14 protein-coding genes are annotated in these 23,139 nt (G+C 40.9%); 6 read left to right on the top strand and 8 right to left on the bottom strand.

The window, feature by feature from the left end; genetic code table 11:
• Window positions 1–3 precede the first annotated feature (3 nt).
• The 3 genes from AAC000_RS05275 to AAC000_RS05265 all read right to left on the bottom strand — a co-directional run bounded on the left by AAC000_RS05275 (window position 4) and on the right by AAC000_RS05265 (window position 4,847).
• A complete protein-coding gene (locus tag AAC000_RS05275) occupies window positions 4–573 on the bottom strand; it encodes a PEP-CTERM sorting domain-containing protein (RefSeq protein WP_339720734.1) in 570 nt (189 codons plus the stop codon).
• Between the two features lie 426 nt (window positions 574–999).
• Complete coding sequence (locus AAC000_RS05270) at window positions 1,000–2,118, bottom strand: hypothetical protein (protein WP_339720732.1); 1,119 nt, start codon at window positions 2,116–2,118, stop codon at window positions 1,000–1,002.
• A 137-nt stretch (window positions 2,119–2,255) separates the two neighbouring features.
• A complete protein-coding gene (locus AAC000_RS05265; RefSeq protein WP_339720730.1) occupies window positions 2,256–4,847 on the bottom strand; it encodes a LuxR C-terminal-related transcriptional regulator in 2,592 nt (863 codons plus the stop codon).
• A gap of 340 nt (window positions 4,848–5,187) precedes the next feature.
• Between AAC000_RS05265 and AAC000_RS05260 the strand changes: the two genes are divergently transcribed.
• From AAC000_RS05260 to AAC000_RS05240, 5 genes are read left to right on the top strand one after another with little or no spacing between them, the layout of a single operon-like run.
• The gene (locus AAC000_RS05260; RefSeq protein ID WP_339720728.1) at window positions 5,188–7,458 is read left to right on the top strand and encodes a TonB-dependent receptor; all 2,271 of its coding nucleotides are present in this window, start codon (window positions 5,188–5,190) and stop codon (window positions 7,456–7,458) included.
• Window positions 7,459–7,517: 59 nt separating this feature from the next.
• Window positions 7,518–9,599 (top strand): hydantoinase/oxoprolinase family protein, encoded by a 2,082-nt coding sequence (locus AAC000_RS05255; RefSeq protein WP_339720726.1) that lies wholly within the window; start codon window positions 7,518–7,520, stop codon window positions 9,597–9,599.
• Window positions 9,592–11,250, top strand: a complete 1,659-nt coding sequence (locus AAC000_RS05250) for a hydantoinase B/oxoprolinase family protein (RefSeq protein ID WP_339720724.1) — start codon at window positions 9,592–9,594, stop codon at window positions 11,248–11,250. Before AAC000_RS05255 ends, AAC000_RS05250 begins: the two co-directional genes overlap by 8 nt.
• Window positions 11,201–11,770 carry a peptidylprolyl isomerase gene (locus AAC000_RS05245; protein WP_339720722.1) on the top strand — a complete coding sequence of 190 codons (570 nt, stop codon included), beginning with the start codon at window positions 11,201–11,203 and terminating at the stop codon, window positions 11,768–11,770. Before AAC000_RS05250 ends, AAC000_RS05245 begins: the two co-directional genes overlap by 50 nt.
• Before the next feature lie 50 nt (window positions 11,771–11,820).
• Window positions 11,821–13,146, top strand: coding sequence for an MFS transporter (locus AAC000_RS05240; protein ID WP_339720720.1), 1,326 nt, complete (start codon window positions 11,821–11,823; stop codon window positions 13,144–13,146).
• A gap of 73 nt (window positions 13,147–13,219) precedes the next feature.
• Here AAC000_RS05240 and AAC000_RS05235 read toward each other — a convergent pair whose 3' ends face one another.
• The 5 genes from AAC000_RS05235 to AAC000_RS05215 form a co-directional block, all read right to left on the bottom strand.
• Complete coding sequence (locus AAC000_RS05235; protein WP_339720718.1) at window positions 13,220–13,672, bottom strand: NfeD family protein; 453 nt, start codon at window positions 13,670–13,672, stop codon at window positions 13,220–13,222.
• Between the two features lie 3 nt (window positions 13,673–13,675).
• Window positions 13,676–14,611, bottom strand: coding sequence for a slipin family protein (locus tag AAC000_RS05230; RefSeq protein WP_339720716.1), 936 nt, complete (start codon window positions 14,609–14,611; stop codon window positions 13,676–13,678).
• 87 nt (window positions 14,612–14,698) lie between these two features.
• Entirely contained in the window at window positions 14,699–17,026 is a 2,328-nt protein-coding gene (locus AAC000_RS05225; protein ID WP_339720715.1) for a DUF5916 domain-containing protein, read from the bottom strand.
• A 326-nt stretch (window positions 17,027–17,352) separates the two neighbouring features.
• Window positions 17,353–18,681 carry a Xaa-Pro dipeptidase gene (gene pepQ, locus AAC000_RS05220; RefSeq protein WP_339720714.1) on the bottom strand — a complete coding sequence of 443 codons (1,329 nt, stop codon included), beginning with the start codon at window positions 18,679–18,681 and terminating at the stop codon, window positions 17,353–17,355.
• A gap of 82 nt (window positions 18,682–18,763) precedes the next feature.
• Window positions 18,764–20,692: a transglycosylase SLT domain-containing protein gene (locus tag AAC000_RS05215; protein ID WP_339720912.1), complete on the bottom strand. Its 1,929-nt coding sequence runs from the start codon at window positions 20,690–20,692 to the stop codon at window positions 18,764–18,766.
• Between the two features lie 286 nt (window positions 20,693–20,978).
• Here AAC000_RS05215 and fadB point away from each other — a divergent pair, with 286 nt between their 5' ends.
• Entirely contained in the window at window positions 20,979–23,132 is a 2,154-nt protein-coding gene (gene fadB / locus AAC000_RS05210) for a fatty acid oxidation complex subunit alpha FadB (RefSeq protein ID WP_339720713.1), read from the top strand.
• Window positions 23,133–23,139 lie beyond the last annotated feature (7 nt).

Here is a 23,139-nt window from a genome sequence, read left to right as displayed (position 1 = left end):
CAACTAACGTTTAAGTCTGCGGACTCCTAAACCAAGAAGTGCTAAACCAAAAATAGTAAAGGAAGCTGGTTCAGGTACATCTATAATTCGTTTAAAAACATAATTAATAACATCACTACCAGCTCTATCATTTATATAAGCTGATGAATCACCCGAGCTCTGATACAAGCCATCACCATTACCATCAGCTACAATCGACTCACCTTTTGCGATAGCTACACTACCAGCAAACTCATCGTAGTAAGCAAGATGATCTACCGATGTAATTACAGTTGATGTTGCGAATACTTCGTTGGCCCCTAATGCAAAAAGCATTGCTGCAGCTTCAAGACCATTTAAAGGATTGGCATAGTCACCCCAGCATGTATTCATATCTGCACCAATTAAGTAACAGCTACCGTCAGCGTCATCCCAATCTGGTCCATCTGCTAAATTATATAAACCCACATATGACCAATTAATGCCATCAGAGTCCTGTAGGGTATCACCCACAACTAGGGTTGCGTTAGCTTGACCAAACATCCCAATTGACATGGCAACTGCAAAAATCACTTTTAAGAATTTACTACTCATAACATTCTCCAATTATTAACATCGCATCTTGATGCGACTAACCTTGCTATCTAACAAGCATTTGACCGTAATAGTGGTCTTACTAAATCTTAGCTTAGTGGTTATTTTATATACTTATCGAATTTTAATAACAATACAACAGATAAATCACTACTAATGTATAACTGTACAAAACATCTTACCGTATTGGATACTATACATTAGTATAAAATCTAAAATTGAAGATTGATAAACTTCAATTTAATTCATCGTTAAATTACAACCTGTTGTATTACTACCAAGTCAAATAGGAAACAACGAAGCCAACCTAGACACAACCAAGCAGCATACATGCCATATTTAAAAGTAATGTTAAATCAGCAACTTACACAAACAGGGTAATTTAATTTATCTAAAGTTGTTAAAAATACTGACATAATTTTACATTCAAGGTCGCGCGATCAACTCATGAATTTCTTTTAATGAAGGCAGTCTAAAGGACTCTTGATAAAACAATCGGTTGAGCCTACCCAATAAATTAACAGCTCGACTAGGATCATGGGATTTACGCCTAGAATCACTCGAATTTTGTAGAAACTCCCAAGGTTTCAAATTCCACTCTAAAACCTGTTCATTTGAAATTTTCTGTTCCGCGATACTACTCAAAATACGTTCGGTTTTACTTTCTTGGATGTTAATAGAGACATTGTGATAACGGTTGCTTAGTGGCGCACTGACAGCCTCAATAGCGTAATCAATACCTCGCCAAATTTCATCGTGACTAGGGTGCACACCTCGTGGTGCGTAATAACCCATTACTTCCCACTCTAACTCTGCATTATGCTTGGCGATGGAACTGCCAACTAAGGGGGAAAATGAAAGATCTGGTCGAGCGCCGATATTATATGCATCAACCGAAAGCCCTATATTGATGGCGATATCACCAATATTTTTTTTATCTAAATAAATGGCCTCAAATGCAGCTCGTTTTACCCCCATCCAGCCATAAACAACGGGGGGTACACTCGCGAAGTGACGTACGTCATCGGGTAGATCTTCACCATACTTATCGATAAACAATGGGGTGGGATCCAGTTGCACATTTTCGTCGGGTACCCACACTTCATATTCTTGTCTGTTATCACCTTTACCACGACTTTTAATTCCGTAGGACAAGTTCCGAGGTCGACAAATACTTCTATCCTCATCAACTTTATGAAAAAACTCTGAGCGAAAACGTTTGATAAAAGGTGCATCTAAACCTGCAATCGCTGCAGTAGGGTAACGAAATCCAATATCACTGTTATTGACAATATAAAGTCCAGAAACTTCTCGCTGCAAAATATTCTTCACCCCCGCAAAAGATAGATAGTCTTGTACTATTAAACTTCTCTCTGGTTCAATAGTTAATCTGCGGCCATCTGCGGTGATGAATTTGGGAGTTTTGTGGTACACATAGTCGTTGAGGCCAAGACTTTGTGCATAGGAATTTCTAGCCATCGCCAACTCGCTAAAAAGCGCATCGTGGTTTCGAATATGTTTAAAAAGAGGCCTGTGCTTAACCATAAATGCTCTACAAGTCTGAATTTACTTTATTAATTTTTAATAAGAATTTGTCCAAAAAATCCCCCGCAATACCCGTAATAGATAGACTTGTTTACTACTCATTGAAAGTATTCGAATCGTAGATGACTAAATAAAATCTAAATCAGGTTCAATTCACGGGCTCGATTAACTGCATTAATTCGTTTATCCACAACAAGTTTTGTAAAAATATTTTTTAAATGAAATTTCACTGTATTACCAGTCATACCTAAATTTCTGGCAATTTCTTTATTCGCTTTTCCCATTGCTAAATCTTTCAACACATCCATTTCCCTTTTACTTAACGCCATAGTATGAAACTCACCCATAGGTGTCAGTTGGAGACTTTTATTGAGTGCAACACATGAACGTAAGAAATTAACTTCAAGCAATCTGTCTGAATTCCCAGCGTTTAACTCAATGGCAACAAGCATTAAATCCATAGTAGTAGAAAACTTGAGAAAAGGAGTTTTTATCGACTCACTCGCCGCGAACTGCGCAGCTTCGAGTATATGTTCAACACCTGCTTCAACGGCACTTTTGGAATAGCCCACCGTCCCTTTCAAAACAAGTAATCGAATTAAATATAAAGTTGCCCCAATACTGCGCACTATTTCTAACCCAATATTCAAGCGACTTTCTAAACTTTCAGTCTTATAACCCTCTAAATAAGCCGATCCTAAGGAAAGTGTAATTTCACAAAAAGGTAACCAATTATACCGATAATCTTCTTTATTCAAACATACCCAATCCTCAGAAATTTCTTCAATTGCAAGCGTTATTAAATTGGTATCATGACTTATAAGAGCTGCGGTCAAGCGAAGGGATAATTCGAGTTCGGCTAATCTTTTGATCTGCCTGCTGCGCGCCGTTAAAGTAATTAAATGAATGACGTCCCACGCAAGTTCTTTTTTTTCGTAAATCCTCAAATTCTCGATAATTGATGTAAAACCTGAAGCGTATATTTCAAACCACCCATCAGTATCACAGGCGTTAGACAACAACTCTAACATTTTGACTGAATCCAACTGGCTAGGTTCTTGCCAAAAATTTAGTGCCTGTATATTAATATCACAATTTGTTTTAAGGCGGCTATCATTACCAAAATTGATTTCTGCCATGTTTCCAGCTTCTATTAAATACGCTTGCGACTTATCTAGATTGGCTTGGTGCAATTCAATTTGACCTAAATGAATACAAAGATAGTTCACACCGAGAATAGATTCGGCTTGGCGCATCTCCTGAATCCCAGCTTGTGCTGCCTTTTTTGCAATTAAAAATTTACCGCAAGCAAGAGCGCATAGAGTGAGGGAAGCCCTTAATATAGCTAGTCCTAGGATATCTTTTTTATTCAGCTTACTAGCAACACTTTCTAGCTTGGATATTGAGTCAGGTGATCTGTAATCATCTTTATACAGACTTAAAAGCGAATGAAGTACATAAAAATCTCTCTTCGGTGCTGTAGCTAAACCGACTTCTTCGTCAATAATCTGAATCTTTTTCAGCTGTGCATCTGCCTCTTGAATATTTCCATCTTTCATCATTAAATAAATGTAGGCTAGTCGCACTTGTGGATGGCGCTCAAAATCTTTCACCGAAAAGTTACGTAATAAATTGCGCATCAAACCTACACCACCATAAAGCACAAGCTCCCAACCACCCGCTTTTAGAAAGAGAGCCACAGCTCTGTCTACATCACCAGATAGTTTTGCATGTTTGACAGCTTCATCAATTTGGTTGGATTGCTCAAACCATAACGACGCTTTGCCATGCAGGTCGTAAACCGTTTCCTCACTGTCTCTTTTTAAGTTATTTAACAGTAAATCAGAAAATAAATGGTGATACCTAAACCATGTTTCTTCAATATCAAGAGTGACAATAAGTGATTGAATATTTTTTGAATCATAAATAAGTTTAGGTACATCATCGATACCAGAAACCGCTTTGGCTAAGCCCACATTAAATTTGTCTAAAATAGAGGTGCAAAGTAAAAATCTCTTTTCTAGCGGGGTCGATCGATCGAGGATTTGCTCGGTAAAGTAGCTTACAATATATTGTTGCTTACCGCTGAAAAGGTTGACGATTTCCTTGTTGCCTTTATTTGCCACTATCGCTAGCTGGATTGCTACCGCCCAGCCTTCAGTCTGGTCCAATAACATTTCAGCGCAGTCTTCGCCATACTCATCGCCCACATAGTCTTTTATTTCTTTTAAACTAAAATATAAAGACTGCTTTTCAACTTCAAATGCTGTGCCATTAACCACTTTAGAACCAACTTGCATATCTGGCTGTGAACGAGAACTTAGAATAATATGCAGATTAGCAGGAGCGTGTTCTAGTAGTATGGATACGAAGTGGTTTACTTCGGTACTCTCAGCTTGATAATAATCATCTAGGATCAAGAAAACACTTTTATTAATGTTAACCACTGCATGAATTATTTTTGACACAATTGAATTTATTGAGAGTTCAACCAGACATTGTTCAGCAGCAAAAGTTAACTGCTCCATATCCACACCCGCTCTATCCAAAGCCATAATCATGTAGCTGGCAAACCGCCTAACATCTGAATCGGAGTAATCCAGTGATACCCAACCTACAATATTGCCTTTTTTTAATGACGCTTGGTACCATTGGGTCAGAACTGAAGACTTGCCAAACCCCGCAGGAGCGGTGATCAGCCCTAAGGGATATTGACTTGCTTCTTCCACACAAGACAACGCAGAACCTCTGTGCATAAGAGAGTTTTTTGTCTTTGGCGGTGACAACTTGGTCATAAAGAACCAAGGGGTAGGACTAGAAATTGAGTTGGTCTTTTTAACCATGATTGATTTAACGTAAAGCCCCTATGTTCTATGTGTTGATTACACCTCAATCAGTTTTTTTTAGCAAACCATTTGTCACTTCTAAAGTCATCCTACCTAACCAGCCACCCATAAGGGTAGTTGTAAGATTATGACCTAGATTGTAATACTCTATCGGTCCGACACATTCATACGTGACTGATACACATAAAGAATTCTCACCAATAAATAAAAAGAGAGAAAAGGCATGCTTAATAATTCAAGTTTCCACAAACGCAAAACGTTAATATCGCTTTCCGTTACTGCTGCACTTTTAACGATCCCCCAGAGCTTGATGGCACAACAGCAAAGCCCACAAACAGAAAACGCTGAGATAGAACGTATTGTGGTTGAATCTAGAGGTAGAAAAGAAACCATTATCGAAGTGCCACTCTCTGAAAAATACTTTTCATCTCAAGAAATTTCTGACGCAAGAATTAAAGCCGTAGATGACTTTATTGGCCTAACGCCAGGTATCACTATCGCTAACTCACAAGATGCGGGGACAAACTTCATTACCATTCGTGGTGTATCACAAGTACGAAATGGTGAACCACCTGTAGCCGTTATAGTCGATGGTGTATTACAGACGAATGCTCGAAGCTTCGACCAAGGATTATTCGACCTTGAAAGTATCGAGGTTTTACGGGGACCACAAGGAGCACTATACGGCCGAAATGCCACACAAGGTGCCATCATAATTAATACCCAGAAACCAACCGATTATTTAGAAGGTTATATAGAAGCTGGTATAGGCCGAGGTGATGAATATAAAATTGAAGGCTCGATAACTGGCCCCATCAGTGAAAGTGTGCGATTCAGAGTATCAGGAAATTATACCGCCAGTGATGGTATTTTTGAGAATGTCGCCACAGGCCAAAACGTGGGTTTTAAGGAAGAGTTAAACTTACGGGGTCATCTCAATTTTATTGTCAGTGATGAGCTGCAAATCGATCTTCGAGCCAGCTACACAGATACCACAGCCGACGCCTTACAATTTTCCTTTCAAGGAGTGACCACTGACCCAACTACAGGTGAAGTGGATGGTTTTACCAACATAAATGATTCAAATGTTGTACAAAGAAGACTGTCTGCCAATAACCTTGGCTTTGATGAGCGTGAAGTTAGCCAATTGTCATTGCGAGTAAACTATGAGACAGACTTCGGCACTTTAAAAGCCGTGACTGCCTACGATACTATCGATCAATCAAGTGGCGGTGATCAATTTCCTTACACCGCGAATTCCACCGCAAACCCAGGCTTATCATTTTTCGATGGCACTCAAACACAAAGCGTAGATATATCAACCATGAGCCAAGATATTCGTTTTGTGTCCAACGATGACCAAGCATTCAGATGGATGGTTGGTGCTTATTATCTATCTACCGACCGTTTTATTGCGTCTACAACTGGTTTTGATTTGGACAACGGAATCCTTCCCATTACCAGTACACCTGTTTTAGGCGGGACCATTAATCCTACAGGTACTTATGCTGCTGATGATAATGAAAATACTGCCTATGCAGGGTATTTCAACTTCGCCTATGACATAACCGAAGCGCTTGAGTTCTCTTTTGCTGGTCGATATGACCGTGATGAAAGAGAGCAGATAGTCGACCCTCAGCAGGGTGGTTATGACGTTGATGGTAACTTGGCTTTTGCAATCGGCGAAGCCGGGGCAGTCAATAAAGCCACCTTTTCTCACTTCCAACCTAAAGTCAGCCTACGTTACTTGTTAAGTAATGATGCATCTATCTACACCTCTTGGGGTGAGGGTTTCAGAAGTGGTCAATTCAATCAAAACGGTGTGGGTGTTTCAGCAGAAGCACTGGGCTTAACAGGCATACCCGATGTATTAGACAAGGAAGTAACTGAAACTTTCGAAATTGGTTTTAAAGCTGATTTCTTAGGCGGTGATCTAAAGACTGCTGGCGCACTATTTAATACGAATGTTGAAAATGCGCCATTCTACGTATTTGTTGGGGTTTTGGGTGCTCAAGTATTAGTGGGTATTGAAGAAGTCGATATTACTGGTGGTGAACTTGAAGCCGCCTACGCATTCACAGATGAACTTACAGGTTATCTTGGTTATGCCTATGCAGACAGTGAAGTTAAAGAGTATCAACTTGACCCAACCGCCGTGGGTAATAATGCCCCATATGTTCCAAAATCAACCATCAATGCAGGATTACAATATCGTACCAACCTAACCACTAACCTAGACATTTTTGCTCGAGCTGATTATGAATCACGTGGTAAGCAATTCTGGGATCCTACCAACTTGACTGAAAGAGACACAGTTAACTTAGTTAATTTTGGGCTCGGACTCGAAGATGTCGAGGGCACCTGGGCTTTAACAGCGTCAGTTAATAACCTTTTTGATGAAGAGTATAACGCTGAATATGTCACTGGAGGCTTTGCTTTTTCTGCGCCTCCAGCAATATGGCGTCTAGATTTCAGATATAACTTCATAGATTAATCCGTTATAGAGTCTGAAAAATAAACACTTAAATATAGATTTTAAAAATAGGTAAATATATGAAGTTGATACGTGCAGCAAGTGACATTGGTGGAACCTTTACAGATCTTGTTTACTACACAGTAGACGAGAAAAGTGGTCTCGCTACTGACATCAAAGCAGTCAAAACTCATACCACCCCTACTGAATTTCAGCAGGGGGTCATGGACTCTTTTGACAAAGCCAAAGTAAACCTCAATGAAGTAAAATTTTTCGCTCATGGTTCAACCGTAGTGATTAACGCCCTAACGGAAAGAAAAGGCGTTAAGACGGGTTTAATTACCACACAAGGGTTTAGAGACATATTAGAAATAGCCCGAGGCAATAGACCGGATTTTTTCAACTTACAATATCAAAAGCCCAAGCCTTTTATTCCCAGATATTTACGTCACGAAATCAAAGAACGCATGGATTTCAAGGGAAATATACTAACCCCTATAGATACACAAGATTTGCTCCCCATACTCAAAGCGTTTAAAGAAGAAGGTGTTGAGGCAATAGCCGTATGCTTTTTGCATAGTTATATAAACCCTCTACATGAAGAGTTGGTAGCAACATTTATCAACAAAGAATGGCCAGAGGTGGCGTTAGTTGCATCTCATCAAATATCCAGAGAGTGGCGAGAATACGAGCGTACCAACACTGCTGCTCTTTGTGCTTACGTGCAGCCCATTGCCGAAAAGTATTTAACAAAAATGCAAGCTGCACTAAAAGAACGTGAATTTGATGGTTCGTTTTACGTAATGCAATCAAACGGCGGGATCGACACAGTAGACGCGGTGAAAAAAACACCTATATCTATTGTCGAATCTGGCCCAGCCAGTGGTGTGTTAGGTGCTGCTTCGCTGGGCAAACTAATAAATGAAAACAATATCATTGCCTTTGATATAGGCGGTACTACTGCTAAATGTTCACTGATCGACCAAGGAAGGGTCAATATTACCAACCAATATATGATCGAAAAAGATGACTTGTCGGCGGGGTACCCGGTGATGACACCAGTGGTCGATATTGTTGAAATCGGTAATGGCGGCGGCTCCATTGGCTGGGTTGATGAATACGATAAAATGCATGTCGGCCCCCAGAGTGCCGGCGCATTCCCAGGCCCAGTTGCGTATGCCAATGGAGGCACCGAGCCGACAACCACAGATGCCAACTTAATGCTGGGTAGGATCAACCCCAATTATTTTATTGGTGGTGAAATTACTGCTGATATGGAAGGTGTTCGCAAGGCATTTGAAAATTTGGGCAATAAGTTAGGTTTAACTGCAATAGAAGCAGCAAGAGGCGTCATTCAGCTTGCTAACCATAATATGAGCAACGCTCTAAAATTGATTTCAATCAATAAAGGCTATGATCCTAGAGATTTTGCTTTACTCGCTTTTGGCGGAGGAGGATCTATGCATGCCTGCACGTTGGCAGCTGAGCTCAATATTCCTAAGGTCATCATTCCCGCTAATGCGTCGGTTTTTTCTGCTTGGGGTATGTTGATGTCCGACTTACGCCGAGATTACATTCGCACTCAACCTGTTACTTTCGGTGTTGAACATGCAAACGCTATTTCGAATACGCTAAGCGCCATGCAATCTGAGGCGATAGAAGCATATGAGAAAGAAGGTGTGCAAAAACAGGATATATATTTCGAACAACTCCTAGAAATGCGTTATACAGGTCAAGAACATACGGTGCAAGTTAACGTCGAAGGGAGCGATATATCTAGCGATTATATAATCAAACTGAAAGCGAATTTTAATTATGAGTACAAGAAAAAGTTCACCTATGAATTAACTAACTCCATAGAATTAGTCAGCTATAAAGTCACGGCCTATGCAAAAGTCGATCGCCCTTCATTGGCTAAAATCACTTCAACAGGCCAAATAGAGGATGCACTAAAAGAAACTCGTGAGGTGGACTTTGATCGTGCCGGGATCCTCGATACACCTATTTACAATCGAGATTTATTCTTTGCTGGAGCGACTTTTTCAGGTCCTGCAATAATTGAAGAGTCCGGAAGCACCACTGTTATATTACCTAATCAGCAAGTGCTTGTTGATGACTACGGAAATCTGCATATAGAGACGGAGGCGACTAGCCATGACTAAGCCAAATATTGATCCTATTACCATTGAAATAATCCAAAGTTCAATGAAAGCGATTACCGATGAAATGTTTATCACTATGAGAAAGACGGCGATGAGCTCAGTCATTTACGAAGTACTAGACTTTGGTGTGGCTATGTTTGATAAACATGGTCAACTTGCCAGTTCAGGATCTGGCATTCCCGGATTTATTGGGATGCTTGAACCCGGGGTGCAATCAGTCAGAGCTAAATTTGACGACACATCTATTCATCCTGGCGATATTTTTATTACCAACATCCCCCATAACGGCGGCGTCAGCCATTTAAATGATGTAGTGTTGATATTACCGGTATTTTTTGAAGGTGCCCGTATTGGATGGTTAGCCAACAAAGCCCATTGGGTCGATGTAGGTGGAGCATTCCCTGGCAGTATCAGTGCAGAAGCCACGGAGATTTATCAAGAAGGATTACAACTACCTTGCATAAAAGTCATAGAAAAAGGCAAAGTAAATCAGGCAGTAGTTGACATAATGGAGATCAATAGTCGTCAACCGGAAACCACGGTTGGTGATTTTTGGGCCGGTATCGCCTCGATGCGTGCAGGCGAAAAAAGATTTCTTGGTTTAGCCGAAAAATATGGTGCCGACATATTAGATTATGCCATTGCAGACTATATACAGCTGGCTGAAAAAATATCTAGGAAAGCCTTAAATACACTCCCTGAAGGCGTTTATCATGCCAGTGAAGTCACCGACGACGAATTAGATATTCAAGTCACTATAACTATCTCTAAAGACGAATTTCTGGTTGATTTGACCGGTAATCCGCCGCAACAAGCCAATGCACTCAACGCATCATTTGATGCCACTATGGTTGATGTGCAAATGATATTTAAAGCTATCGCCAGTCCACAAACATTTGCCAACTCTGGTAGTTTTAAACCAGTTCGCTTATTGGTAGACGACGATTCTATGTTCGCGGCTAAATATCCTTCAGCTATGAGCGTTTATTATGAAACAAGCATCATGGTCTTTGATTTATTATGGAAAGCTTTAGCCACAGCAGTACCTGAATCACTTCCAGCGGGTCACTACGCTTCGATCTGTGGGACATTTTTGGGTGGACCACACCCAGACACAGGTGCCGCCCTAGGAATTGTCGAACCTCAAATAGGTGGTTGGGGAGCAAGCAATAGTAGAAACGGCGTGAATGCACTTTATACCGGTTACCACGGCGATACATTTAACGTGCCCGCTGAAGTATCGGAACAAAGAAATGGCATCATGATTGAACGCCTTGAACTGAACGATGAGCCAGGAGGCGAAGGAAAATTTATCGGCGGTAAAGGCATCAAATTATATTATAAAATCCTAGCAGATAATTGGTGGATCACTATGGCTTACGTTAGATCTTGCGTGGGACCATGGGGCATGGAAGGCGGGCTGAGAGGCTCCCATAATTACATCAATGTAGTAAAAAAGGACGGTAAAAAAACACGGTTTAGAATTTGTACCGCATTAACTTTAAATAAGGGAGATGTGATTGAAGTATTTACTGCAAACGGTGGCGGTTTTGGAAAACCTTCTGAACGCCCTAAACAAGCTGTGTTGCAGGATATAAAAAATGGTTACATTACCCCTGAACGAGCAAAAGAAGTATATGGGGTTAGCTGACATCTCATTTAACCAACACTTCGCTGTAGAGACTTCTGTTGGTAATTTTGTCATCGAGTTAAAAGTAAAGCAGGCGCCAATAACGTGCGCCTACTTTATTCAACTTCTGTCGAGTGGAACATTAACAAATGGCACTTTATTTCGTGTGCTAACAGACAAAAATCAACAAGCGGCACCTCGCATTAATGTCGTACAACTGGGTAGTGACAAAAAGCTAGACGAGTTACGCACCACTATTGAACATGAAAGCACATCGATTAGTGGGTTATCCCATAAGAAGTGGTGTGTATCATTAGCTAGGTTCAACCCGGGAGAGGCATATCAGAGCTTTTTCGTTTGTATGCGCGACGAACCTGCGCTCAATTTAGGAGGAACTAGGCACCCAGATGGACAGGGATTTGCTTGTTTTGGCGAAGTAGTTAAAGGATATGAAGTAGTAGAAAAACTATACAAAATAGCCGGACATCAAGAGATGCTTGAACCAGCGATTACTATCGACTCGTACCATTTGGTTAACTAAATAAAACTCGATGTGCACACCTGTTATAACTCCTTAAATAAGAAAATAATATGTCACAAAATTTAGTATCCGACAAAATGCAGCATACCGTTGGAGAATGGTTCACAAAAATACACTTCAACCGCAAGCATTTGTTGATAGGTATGTGCCTATTTATGGCTTTTGCCATCGAGTCATGGGAAATGATGATCCTAATCTACAACAGTGGCGCGATAGCACAAGAATTTGAGCTTTCGACTACTCAAGTGGGCTCCCTTATTTCTGCCTTATTTTTAGGCATGATCCCCGGCGCTTTGTTTTGGGGCAGGTTAATGGGGCAGATAGGGCGTAAAAAAACCTTAATATTAAGTCTTGCTCTGTACGGGATATTCCCTCTCATCAGTGCATTTTCAACCTCTTATGAAATATTATGGGCTACTCGTTTCTTATGTGGTGTGGTATTAGTCGGCAGTTTAGTGGTCACATTTCCGTATTTCGAAGAAATAGTTCCTGTTGCATCAAGAGGCAAAGCCACGGTTTATCTGTCATCTGGTTGGCCTGTAGGTGTGTTAATCGCTATCGGTATTACCTTCGCCCTAGAACCAATGGGGTGGCGCGTTATAGTTGGCATGGGTGCATTCACATCACTGTGGGCCATAATCATCTGGAAATTTGTCCCAGAATCACCTTATTGGTTAGCAGAAAAAAATGATGCTGATGGTGCTGCACAATCCATAACCATTCTTTGTAACGGGCAATTTAATCACCCTAAAGTGATATTAGAAAAACAGCATTCATCTCCATCTGGCAACTTATTAGATTTATTTAAAGGAGCTGTAGCTAAAACCACATTTTTACAAATAACCATCAACTTTTGCTTTTCTTGGGGCTACTGGGCCATGGCCAGTTGGATGCCACTATTACTCAGTAAAAAAGGACTCAGCACACCTGAAGGTTTGGGATTTTTGGCCATATCTGCGTTATTTATGTTCCCCGGATATATATCCGCCAGTTATTTAACTGGGAAATTTGGAAGAAAAAAAATAATGGTGATTTACGTGTTTATGGCGGCTATTGCAGGGTTTGCCTTGGCTAAATCAACCAACGTTAATGAACTATATTTTTGGAATTTTACTTTATCGTTTTTCAGCCTCGGCGCTTGGGGTGTATGGAATACATGGTTAGGCGAAGTGTACGATACTCGAAATAGAGGAAATGGTACCGCCGTAGGTGTTGTATCTCAGCGGGTTGCTAATTCTATTGCACCGATAGTCATTGGCTCGATTTTAGCCAGCAGTAGCTTTAACTTCACCGTCGCCTTTATTTCTATGTTTTTTATATTAACACTAATCGCAACCTTATTTTTAAAGGAAACAGAGGGTGTTTCCTTAAAATAAGTTTTCACAACTATTGATAATTATATATAAAAAAGCCGGGAAAACCGGCTTAACATCAGTACTTATCGAACCGTTAAACCGATTTAATATGAAAGACCCCAACCTCAACCTCTATCACTTCTACCTTAGTACCAGAGACAATAAGTTCGTTAGCTTTCAGTTTCCAGTCGATACCTGAATAACGGTAAACAGGTGTCAATTCAGGGGCAACATCTTCTACTAATACAAAACTATGTCCTACCAAATCACCTTTAGCTTTGGTTGTGTCCACCTTAGATTGCATATTTTTTAAAGGTTTCCACAACAAAACAGCTGATAATGCTGTCACAACGCCTGTACTTAGCATTGCCGCCAACAAGGTATCTGGAATAATACCCACATACAGTAAACCTGCAGTGACCACAGCTGCGCATCCAACAAAAAATAATACAAAGGTCGAAAAACCCAGTACTGCAATTTCAATGACTAACAAAAGAATGCCGAGAATGAGCAAACTTTCAGCTAAATTATTGAATGCCCAATCCATACATTACCCCTTATTTAATTGATTAATAATGGTCATGGCTTGAGCAACTACGCCAGCAGCCTCAGTGGAACCATCGGGTAACAATACGACTGACGATTCTTTGGCAATGGCATGTTTTGCTTCAATGGCTTTAGTGGCCAAATCAAGTTGAATCGCTTTTTGCCCTTCTTCTGTGGCAGCCGCTTCACCCACTTGACGCAATGCTTCGGCTTGCGCGGTCGCCACTGCCACTATTGCTTTGGCTTCACCTTCAGCTCGCAGAACCTGTTCTGCTTTATCGGCTTCTGCTGCTAAAACCACCGAGGCTTTTTCACCTTCAGCACGGTTAATCGCCGCTTGTCTGTCACCTTCCGATTCTAAAATTTGCGCTCGCTTCACTCGTTCCGCTTTCATTTGTGCTTCCATGGCTTCCATTACGGATTGAGGTGGCACTATGTCTTTAATTTCGTAACGAAGCACTTGTATACCCCAAGGGCCAGAGGCTTCATTAATAGCAGCAACAATATTAGTATTTAATACGTCTCTTTCTTCAAAGGTTTTATCTAACTCCATTTTACCTAATTCAGAGCGCATAGTGGTTTGTGCAAGTTGTGTCACAGCAAACTCATAATCGTCTACTCCGTAGGTCGCTTTATAAGGATCAAGTACTCGAAAATACAATACGCCATCAACGTGCAATGAAATATTATCTTTAGTAATCGCATTTTGCTCTGGCACATCCACCGCTTTTTCTTTGAGAGAGCGGTCAGCAGAAATTCTGTCAACAAATGGTAAAATGAAATTCAGACCGGCTTCTTTGGTCGATTGGTATTTGCCAAAGCGTTCAATTACGTAGGCGCGATTTTGTGGGACAAACTTAATAGAGGTCTTGAGTAACACCACTACAAACACTAAAACCAGAGTTTGTGCAGTAAAGATATAATCGAGTAAAACTTCCATAACTGACTTCCTTATTCGACACGGCTATATTTGCCGCAACTTAAGATATATGGCCAAATGATACAATTATCAAGCTTTATCGAATTGCTAGTTTAGCCATGCATAACTGAATTTCATAAACACCGAACGTTCACTTTTGGTCAGGGATGTCAGCTCGTCATCTTGGTAAGCTGAGTCAGAATAACCCACAAAAAATTTGCTGAGAGGGTTGAGCTTGTATGAATACAAAAGCTGCGTACCTAGTCCTTTACTAATGGAGTCAACATCAAAGGTATAGTTTTCTTGATTACGTTCAATATCAGAATACACCAAAATCAATCGCAAAAACTGACGTTGATTAAACTGATAGGTGGCGCGGAAATCTGACAGGTTAGCAGTAAACAGTGGCTGATTTTCTACATCAAGGTTTTGATAGGTGTGACGGAGTTTAAATTGTAAACTTTTGCCTAAATTCCAGTGAATAGTTGGGCGCACTAATAATAGTTTTCCCAATCTGTTGTTATCATAATCGATATTATCACCGAAACGAGAAAACGTACTGAGGTACCAGGATGAACTTGGACGCATCTCAAAATAGAAACTCGCCATTTGTTCAGTAAACAAAGTAGTGTTGTTAGTAATACTTAATTTACTTGGATCATCACGCAGGCCAACTTTGTCGCGTGTAAGCAATCCAATTTCAAAATAGGATTGCAATTGACCATTCATGCTCAGATAAGCTTCCGCTTCTTTTTCAATTAACTCTCCGTTGTCGTTATGGCTGATATCCCAATCACCGGACAGTCTAATTTTATTCCACCAGGTGTTTTCACTGAACCAATTATACCCAGCACCAATTACAGACTGATGGCGGTCGGCCAAAGAACCAAAACCTAAATCTGTACGAATACCCGCGCCACGGCTATTACGATATAAAGAGAAATCCCAATTGCGCTCTTCATGGTCATAACTGACCGTATATGCTTTACCACTAAACGCCTGATTTTTTTTCAAACGTAAGGCAGTTTCTGAATAATCGTCATCTTGCTGACAATTGTCGTCACAAAAGTCTTGGTAGAGATCTATTGGGTATTGAGTATCAGACCTTAATATTTGTGCTCGAAAGGTATCTTTATCAGTTAATTGATATTTAGCATCAATGCCGTTTACATGGTTGTAATACCCCTCAGCATCACGCAGTGTGCTAGTCCAGCCTATTGACAATTGTTCAGATAAATCATACCGATAACGTAGCGCCAAATTGAGGGACGCTTCTTCATAAGAGGCGATACTTGAGCCTAAGTTTCCCGGCACTAAAAAAGTGCTAGATTCATCATTAGCGACAAATAAGCCAAAAGTATGTTGGTCAACTCGTCCGGTTACTTTAGCGCCATAGTCAGGCGCACCTACGTTGCGGGTATACACTAAATTGTAATTACTTGAAAAATAATCAGAGTTTTCTAAGAAAAAGGTACGTTTTTCATCAAAAAATAGCGCAAAGGTGTCGTTAATACTCAGTTGAGCGACATCTGCCTCCACCTGCGAAAAGTCTGGATTAAGCGTGGCTTGAAAAGATATTTCTGGGGTAATGCCCCATTTTAAATCCAAACCTAATTCTTTATTGTCTGAGTCTTCCCACGCTAAGCTGTCTTCGGGCTCTCGACTCTGCCCTTTGCCTAATACTAGTGTTGGCACAATCGCCAAGTTTTTACCTTGTTTAGCTTGTTTAAAACCGCCAATCGATCCCATCTGACATAAGTCACAAGCGTTGTTCCGATCTAGTGGCATATTTGAAATACGTAAACGATCGGTTCTTGGGTAATAACGAACCAGTTCAGCTCCCCAAACCTTATGTTTATTACCCTCTTCAAAGTTTAAAATGCGCAACGGAATAGCCATCTCAACCTGATAACCAGCAGCAACAATTTTACCTGCTGACTGCCAGATACCATCCCAGCTGTCACTTTCACTGCCGGTCATTTCATTTTGAATTGAATCCGCTTGGATGCCGAAAGGATTAACAAAAAATTGATAGGCTAAGCGACTGTCGTTAAAAGTATCAAGCTTAATCCCAACCAAATCATCACTCCAAATGCCATCTCGGTCTCGATAAAAAGCGTTAATGTCTTCTATATTTGGATCCTCAGCAATAAAGGCCACATAGAGAGTATTACCGTTCTCAAACATTTTAACTTTAGTGGTTACCGGAGGACGGGTATTTTCAAACGGGCGAGTAACGTAATTAAGCGCTAGCTCTTTCGCTTGTTGCCATTGTTTATCATCAAGTTCCCCATCCACCTTAATCTCTCCCACTATGTTGGGAATATCTAGTAATGCGAAGTGAGGTAAATGATGGGGTTTAGAGGTGGCTTGCTTGGCGATCGTGACATTTATACTGACAAAAAAAAGCAGCAGACAAATCAAAATTTGTGGCATTTATAATAGGTTCCGGTAACAACTACTGATCCAAAATGGCGTTTTTGGAAAATTGCAAAAAGACTAGACCAAATGCACTACAAAATCTTCTTTATTCGTTAAATCAACCAGTTACTTAGGTGAGTTACATTTATTCTTAGAATTCACATTACCTTGAGTTGCTAGTGGCAACCATGTTTAGCTTCATATTAAGTGTTATCAGTAGCAGTGAAGGTATGACTACTTGAGCGCCACATCAATACAATTAATTACCTGACCAACAGTTGCACACTTATCTAAAATCAAGCGTGCAACTCTGTAAATAGAAAAATTAAAACTGTAAAAAACTAGTTCAATTTCAACTCGCGAGTCATATTTTCGTTTTTGTCTCGATGCACTATTATATTATCTTCAATGCGTATGCCGCCAAAAGGCCGCATTTTATCGACTAGGTTCCAGTTAATAAATTTGGATTGTTCACTGCCTTTTAAATCACTCAATAAACTATCAATAAAATATAAACCTGGTTCAATCGTAAATACTTGTCTTGCTTCAATTGTGCGGGTATTTCGCAAGAACGGATGTTCCTTAGGGGTAGGATTAGGTGTACCTCTGTCATCAGAGACATGGCCAGCAACATCATGCACTTGTAAGCCTAAGAAATGCCCAATGCCATGTGGGAAAAACGTATTCACAATTCCCGATTCCAGCACATCATTAGTCGCTAGATTCACCATACCTGCATCACTTAGAAGTGCAGCGATTTGACGATAGGCACTGCAATGGATCTGCACATAAGACACTCCTGGCTTTAGCTCATCCACACATTGTTGGGTAATTAGATGCACAGACTCGATTAAGTCTGCAAACATTCCCGTCTCTTTGGCATAGGTACGGGTAATATCAGCAGCATAACCATTAAAATTTGCCCCCGCGTCAATTAAGAATGAACGTGAATCACAAGGCGCATCAGTGGCGACATCGGTATAGTGCAAAATTGATGCGTTCTCATTTAGCGCAACAATATTGTTATAGGGTACTTGGTTGTCGCCTTGTCTAACCGCACACAGATAAGCCAGATTAATATCAAACTCACTCAATCCCTGTTCAAACGCAATTTTAGCGGCACGATGTCCATCAACTGCGATTCGATTCGCTTCGCGCATACACACTAACTCGTAATCGGTTTTATAGGCTCTCTGGTAATGTAGGTAATGCATGACTCTATCAGGGTTAACTAAGTCAAAACCCAACGCCTTAGCGACTTCTATATATTCGCCGATATAAGCATACTTACTTTTATCAAAAGGTAAGTGTTTTTCCACCGCATCAGCTTGGGTTAGCAATACGATGTCAAACTGCTGCGCCCAAAAGTCATTGGGCTCATCAGGTACTTTATGCCAGAAATCTTTTGGTCTATAAAACACCAACTTGGGTTTATCCACCCCGTTTACTATCAGCCAACAATTAGGGTTATCAATTACTGGCAACCATGCCTTAAATTGCGGGTTCACTTTAAATGGGTAATTGTTGTCATCCAAAAACAACCGCTTACTTTGCCCCGAATGGATGATCAAGCCGTCAATGCTCTCTCGTTGCAGCGCTTCGCGAGTTCGGCTTTGTAATTCAGATATATGTTGCGGATAAGTTTGCTTTAATAGGGATAGAAGTGACATGCTAGACTCTCATCAAAAAATATAGCGTTAGATTAACATAAGCTTAAGGACTCTTGACCTTTGATACACAGTCAAAACTTTTTTAACTTTTTGGTTGTATTTGCATGGTAGCGAGGTCTTTAAATAGGTTTTCACTCCCCCCTAAATGTTGGCTGTATATTTGCTGGTATGCCAGCACCGCCATAACGTAGTTTCGGGTTTCTTTATAGGGAATGGTTTCTATCCACATGTCTAAGGGAATATTGCCTTTTTCAGGCAGCCACTGCTGCACTCTTCGCCAACCAGCATTATAGGACGCCGTGGCTAAAATAGGATTATTATCCATTTTATCCATTAGGTAACGCATATATTGCGTGCCTAGTTCAACATTGATGTTCGGATTAAACAGGCTATTTCTTTTGACTTTTTTCTTAGCCAGATAACGTGCCGTACCCGGCATCATTTGCATCAAGCCGAGGGCTCCTGCATGAGAAGCGGCATCTGGCATAAAAGAGCTTTCACGTCTTACAATGGCATAGGCCCAAGCAACATCAATATTGTTTTTCTTAGCGTTACTTTGTAGTTGGCTATCGTAAGCCATGGGGAAACGTCGGCTCAAATCATCCAGATAACCTGATTTAGAAAAGCCAAAAATAGCTTGGTCATGCCAATTGTTCTGACTTGCTAACACGGCTGCGGTGACTTTTTGCTGCTGGGATAATTGGCTTTGTAAAAAAATCCACTCACGCCTTGCACTGAGATTTCGACCCAAGGTTCTGAATTCAAAGGCTCGTTGGGCAGCAGGCATCGACGCTATTTCATCCAATTCATCTTGGGCTATCTGCAAGGGATTATCATTCATGCTGGCCATTTCAGATAATTGTCCGCTGGCCAAAAAACCATAATAGTGACGTTGTTTGGCTAATTGTTGTAAACCTTTGTCAGACAATTCTTTAGCGCCGACTTCCCCATAAGCGCGCGCTTTCCAATACTGAAACATATTGCCATCGACAATTTCTCCAGGCACAAAGTTTATGACATCCAACGCATGCTGCCAGTTTCGTTGCCGTAAAACATGGGCTAAATGCCAGCGTAATAATTCAGCATCAGGTTCAAAATCTGTCGCCTTTTCTAACCAAAGTTCAGCCTGTTCGTGGTCCGCAAGGGCTAAAAAAATAGCAAAACGATGAGATATTTGTTTGAGCTGAGAGGATGAAAAAACAAATCTACTCGACAGTTTTTCCCAACTACGTAAAGCCAAGTCTCTATTACTGCTGATTAAACGTTTTAACCCATAGACCTGTATCTCAGTTTCCTTCTCGGGGAATTTACCGGGAAAATTGGATAAACGAGAGACTTGACTAGATGATCGACGCACCTTTAGCCAAAGATCAGCTAAATATTGTTGCTCGGTTGGCAGCAGAGTTTTTAAGTAGGGGATAAGCGTGTGGTTACCTCCATCCGCAGCCAAGGATAACCTTTTCCAGACTAATTCTGGTGTGCGTTTTCCTGCTTTTTGCCATTTTTTGAACAATAGGTCACAGTCACTAGGCTGCGACTTACCCACAACCCATAGCTCTTCAGCCAATTTAAATGCCTGTTCATTTGATGGGTCTTTTTGCAGTAATAATTCAGCATATTTGCAATTTAACGCGGTATTGCCCATATCCCGATAAAAATGACTAAACAGCTCAGGTTGATCTTGTTTGCTTAAATAAGCCAACCATTTTTTGCGCAAAGGTCTATCTAAAGGGGCGGATTCATATTGAGCGAGAAAACTCTCAATTTGATTTTTATTCGCCATAAAGGGAAATTTGCTGAGTGTTTTTAACTCGACATAGGGTTTAAGTGGATACCCCTCCAGTTGTTCCATTATTTTTTTAAACGCACTGCTATTTGGATTGTGCGCAAGCCTCTCAGCTTCAATAAAAAGCTTTCGTTGCTGATCAATTTCGAGCACAGGTGCGGCTAGTACAACTTGTGTCAACAAGATACTAGTGATGGCCAGATGAAGAAAATAACGAATAGTCACAAATTCCAATACTTAAAGAAACCTTAGCTAAGATGTTACACCTGATACTAGCAAACTTGTTTACTGATAAATGCGTGTATTTTGAAAAATTCACACATTAACTGGAATGACCAGTTGAATTGGCTATATTTACCCGCATGTAAAGACTATGACTGATTTTGTTGAAAGTTGTTAAAACTAGGTTGCTCTTTCGATTGGTTTTAACAACAATTCATAAAAATTTGTATTCGGAGGGCCCTAGGCCTGCTCCCAACCCACGCTTTGGCAATAGCCACAGGAGATGATAATGATATACCAAGGTAAAAGCCTCACGGTCAAATTACTGCAAGATGGCATTGCAGAATTAGTATTTGATGCCCAAGGTTCAGTAAACAAGTTTGATCAACAAACAGTAGCTGATTTAGATGCTGCAACACAGGCCCTAGTAGCCAATTCAGATGTTAAGGGTGTAGTGGTTAAATCTGCAAAATCCACCTTTATTGTGGGTGCTGATATTACTGAATTTACTGGTTTATTTGATATGCCAGATGAAGAAGTACTGACTTGGGTAAGTAAAACATCCCAAGTATTTGACCGTTTTGAAGACTTACCTTTTCCTACCATCGCAGCGGTGAATGGTTTTGCACTAGGTGGCGGTTGTGAAATGGCCTTAGCCTGTGATTTAAGAGTGGCAGATACCACCGCCAGCATTGGCTTGCCAGAAGTGAAACTTGGCTTAATGCCAGGTTTTGGCGGTACGGTGCGACTACCTCGTCTAATAGGTGCCGATAACGCACTAGAGTGGATGACAACTGGCCGTGACCGTAAAGCCGCAAAAGCCCTAGCTGAAGGGGCAGTAGATGCTGTCGTAGCACCAGAAAAGCTCACTGATGCTGCGCTTAGCATGCTTAAAGACGCAATCGCTGGAGATTTAGATTGGCAAGCCCGTCGAGCAGAGAAAAAAGCACCTCTGCAACTCAACCAAAACGAAGCCATGATGAGCTTTTCAACGGCAAAAGCCATGGTTGCAGCACAGGCCGGTAAACATTATCCAGCGCCACATATGATGGTAGAGACAATTTCAAAAGCAGCTGGCCTTGATAGAGACGGTGCACTTAAATTAGAAAACCAAGGTTTTGCAATATTAGCGAAAACCGACGCAGCCAAAGCCCAAGTAGGTATTTTCTTGGCTGATCAGTTAGTAAAAAGTAAAGGCAAAAAACAAGCTAAAGCAGCTAAAAAAGCCATCAATCAAACAGCTGTGTTAGGCGCAGGTATTATGGGTGGTGGCATTGCTTACCAGTCTGCTGTAAAAGGCACACCTGTAATAATGAAAGATATTAACCAAGCTGCTTTAGACTTAGGTTTAAAAGAAGCCGCCACCATTTTAGGTAAAGGCATGCAGCGCGGTAAAGTAGACGCGACCAAAATGGCAACAACCCTGAATAACATAGTTCCAACCTTAGAGTATTCAGCCATTAAAGATGTCGACTTGGTCATTGAAGCGGTTGTTGAGAATCCTAAAGTCAAAGGCATAGTACTGGCCGAAACCGAGCAACATGTATCTGACGATACGATTATTTGCTCTAACACTTCAACTATCTCAATCAACCATCTAGCCGAAAGTTTACAAAAACCAGAACGCTTCTGCGGCATGCACTTCTTTAACCCTGTACACAAAATGCCTCTAGTTGAGATTATTCGCGGTGAAAAAACCTCAGAAGACACTATTTCAGCCGTGGTTGCCGCTACACTAAAAATGGGCAAAACCCCCATAGTAGTGAACGATTGTCCGGGGTTTTTAGTGAATCGTGTGTTGTTCCCCTATTTCGCTGGATTCAGCAGATTGCTAATGGATGGCGCTGATTTTGTCGCCGTTGATAAAGTCATGGAGAAAATTTTTGGTTGGCCTATGGGTCCAGCATTTTTACTCGATGTGGTAGGTATGGATACAGCTGACCATGCTTCTAGCGTGATGTCAGATGGCATTCCAGAACGTATGCAAAAAATTGCTAACGACCCTGTGACGCTTTTATACAAAGCACAACGTTTAGGACAAAAGAATGGCAAAGGTTTCTATAATTTCAGTCTAGATAAACGTGGCCGCCCGGTGAAAGTAGCGGCACCAGAAGCTTACGAATTGTTCGCGCCTCACTGCGCCGCTAAACGTGATTTCGATAAAGACGAAATTATTGCACGGGTAATGATCCCTATGGCCAATGAAGCCATTCGTTGTTTAGAAGAAGGCATAGTTGCCAGCGCAGCTGAAGCCGATATGGCGTTACTTTATGGCCTTGGTTTCCCTCCATTCAAAGGAGGCATTTTCCGCTATATCGAAACAATGGGTTTAAGTAACTTTGTCGCATTAGCCGATAAATACGCTGACTTAGGTCCGGTTTATCAGATTTCTGATGGTGTGCGCGAAATGGCTGCATCAAACAAATCATATTTTGCACAATAGTCAGAGG

Origin of the sequence: uncultured Paraglaciecola sp., assembly GCF_963977085.1 — a bacterium.
Classification (GTDB): domain Bacteria; phylum Pseudomonadota; class Gammaproteobacteria; order Enterobacterales; family Alteromonadaceae; genus Paraglaciecola.
This window is presented reverse-complemented; position numbering and strand designations above follow the sequence as displayed.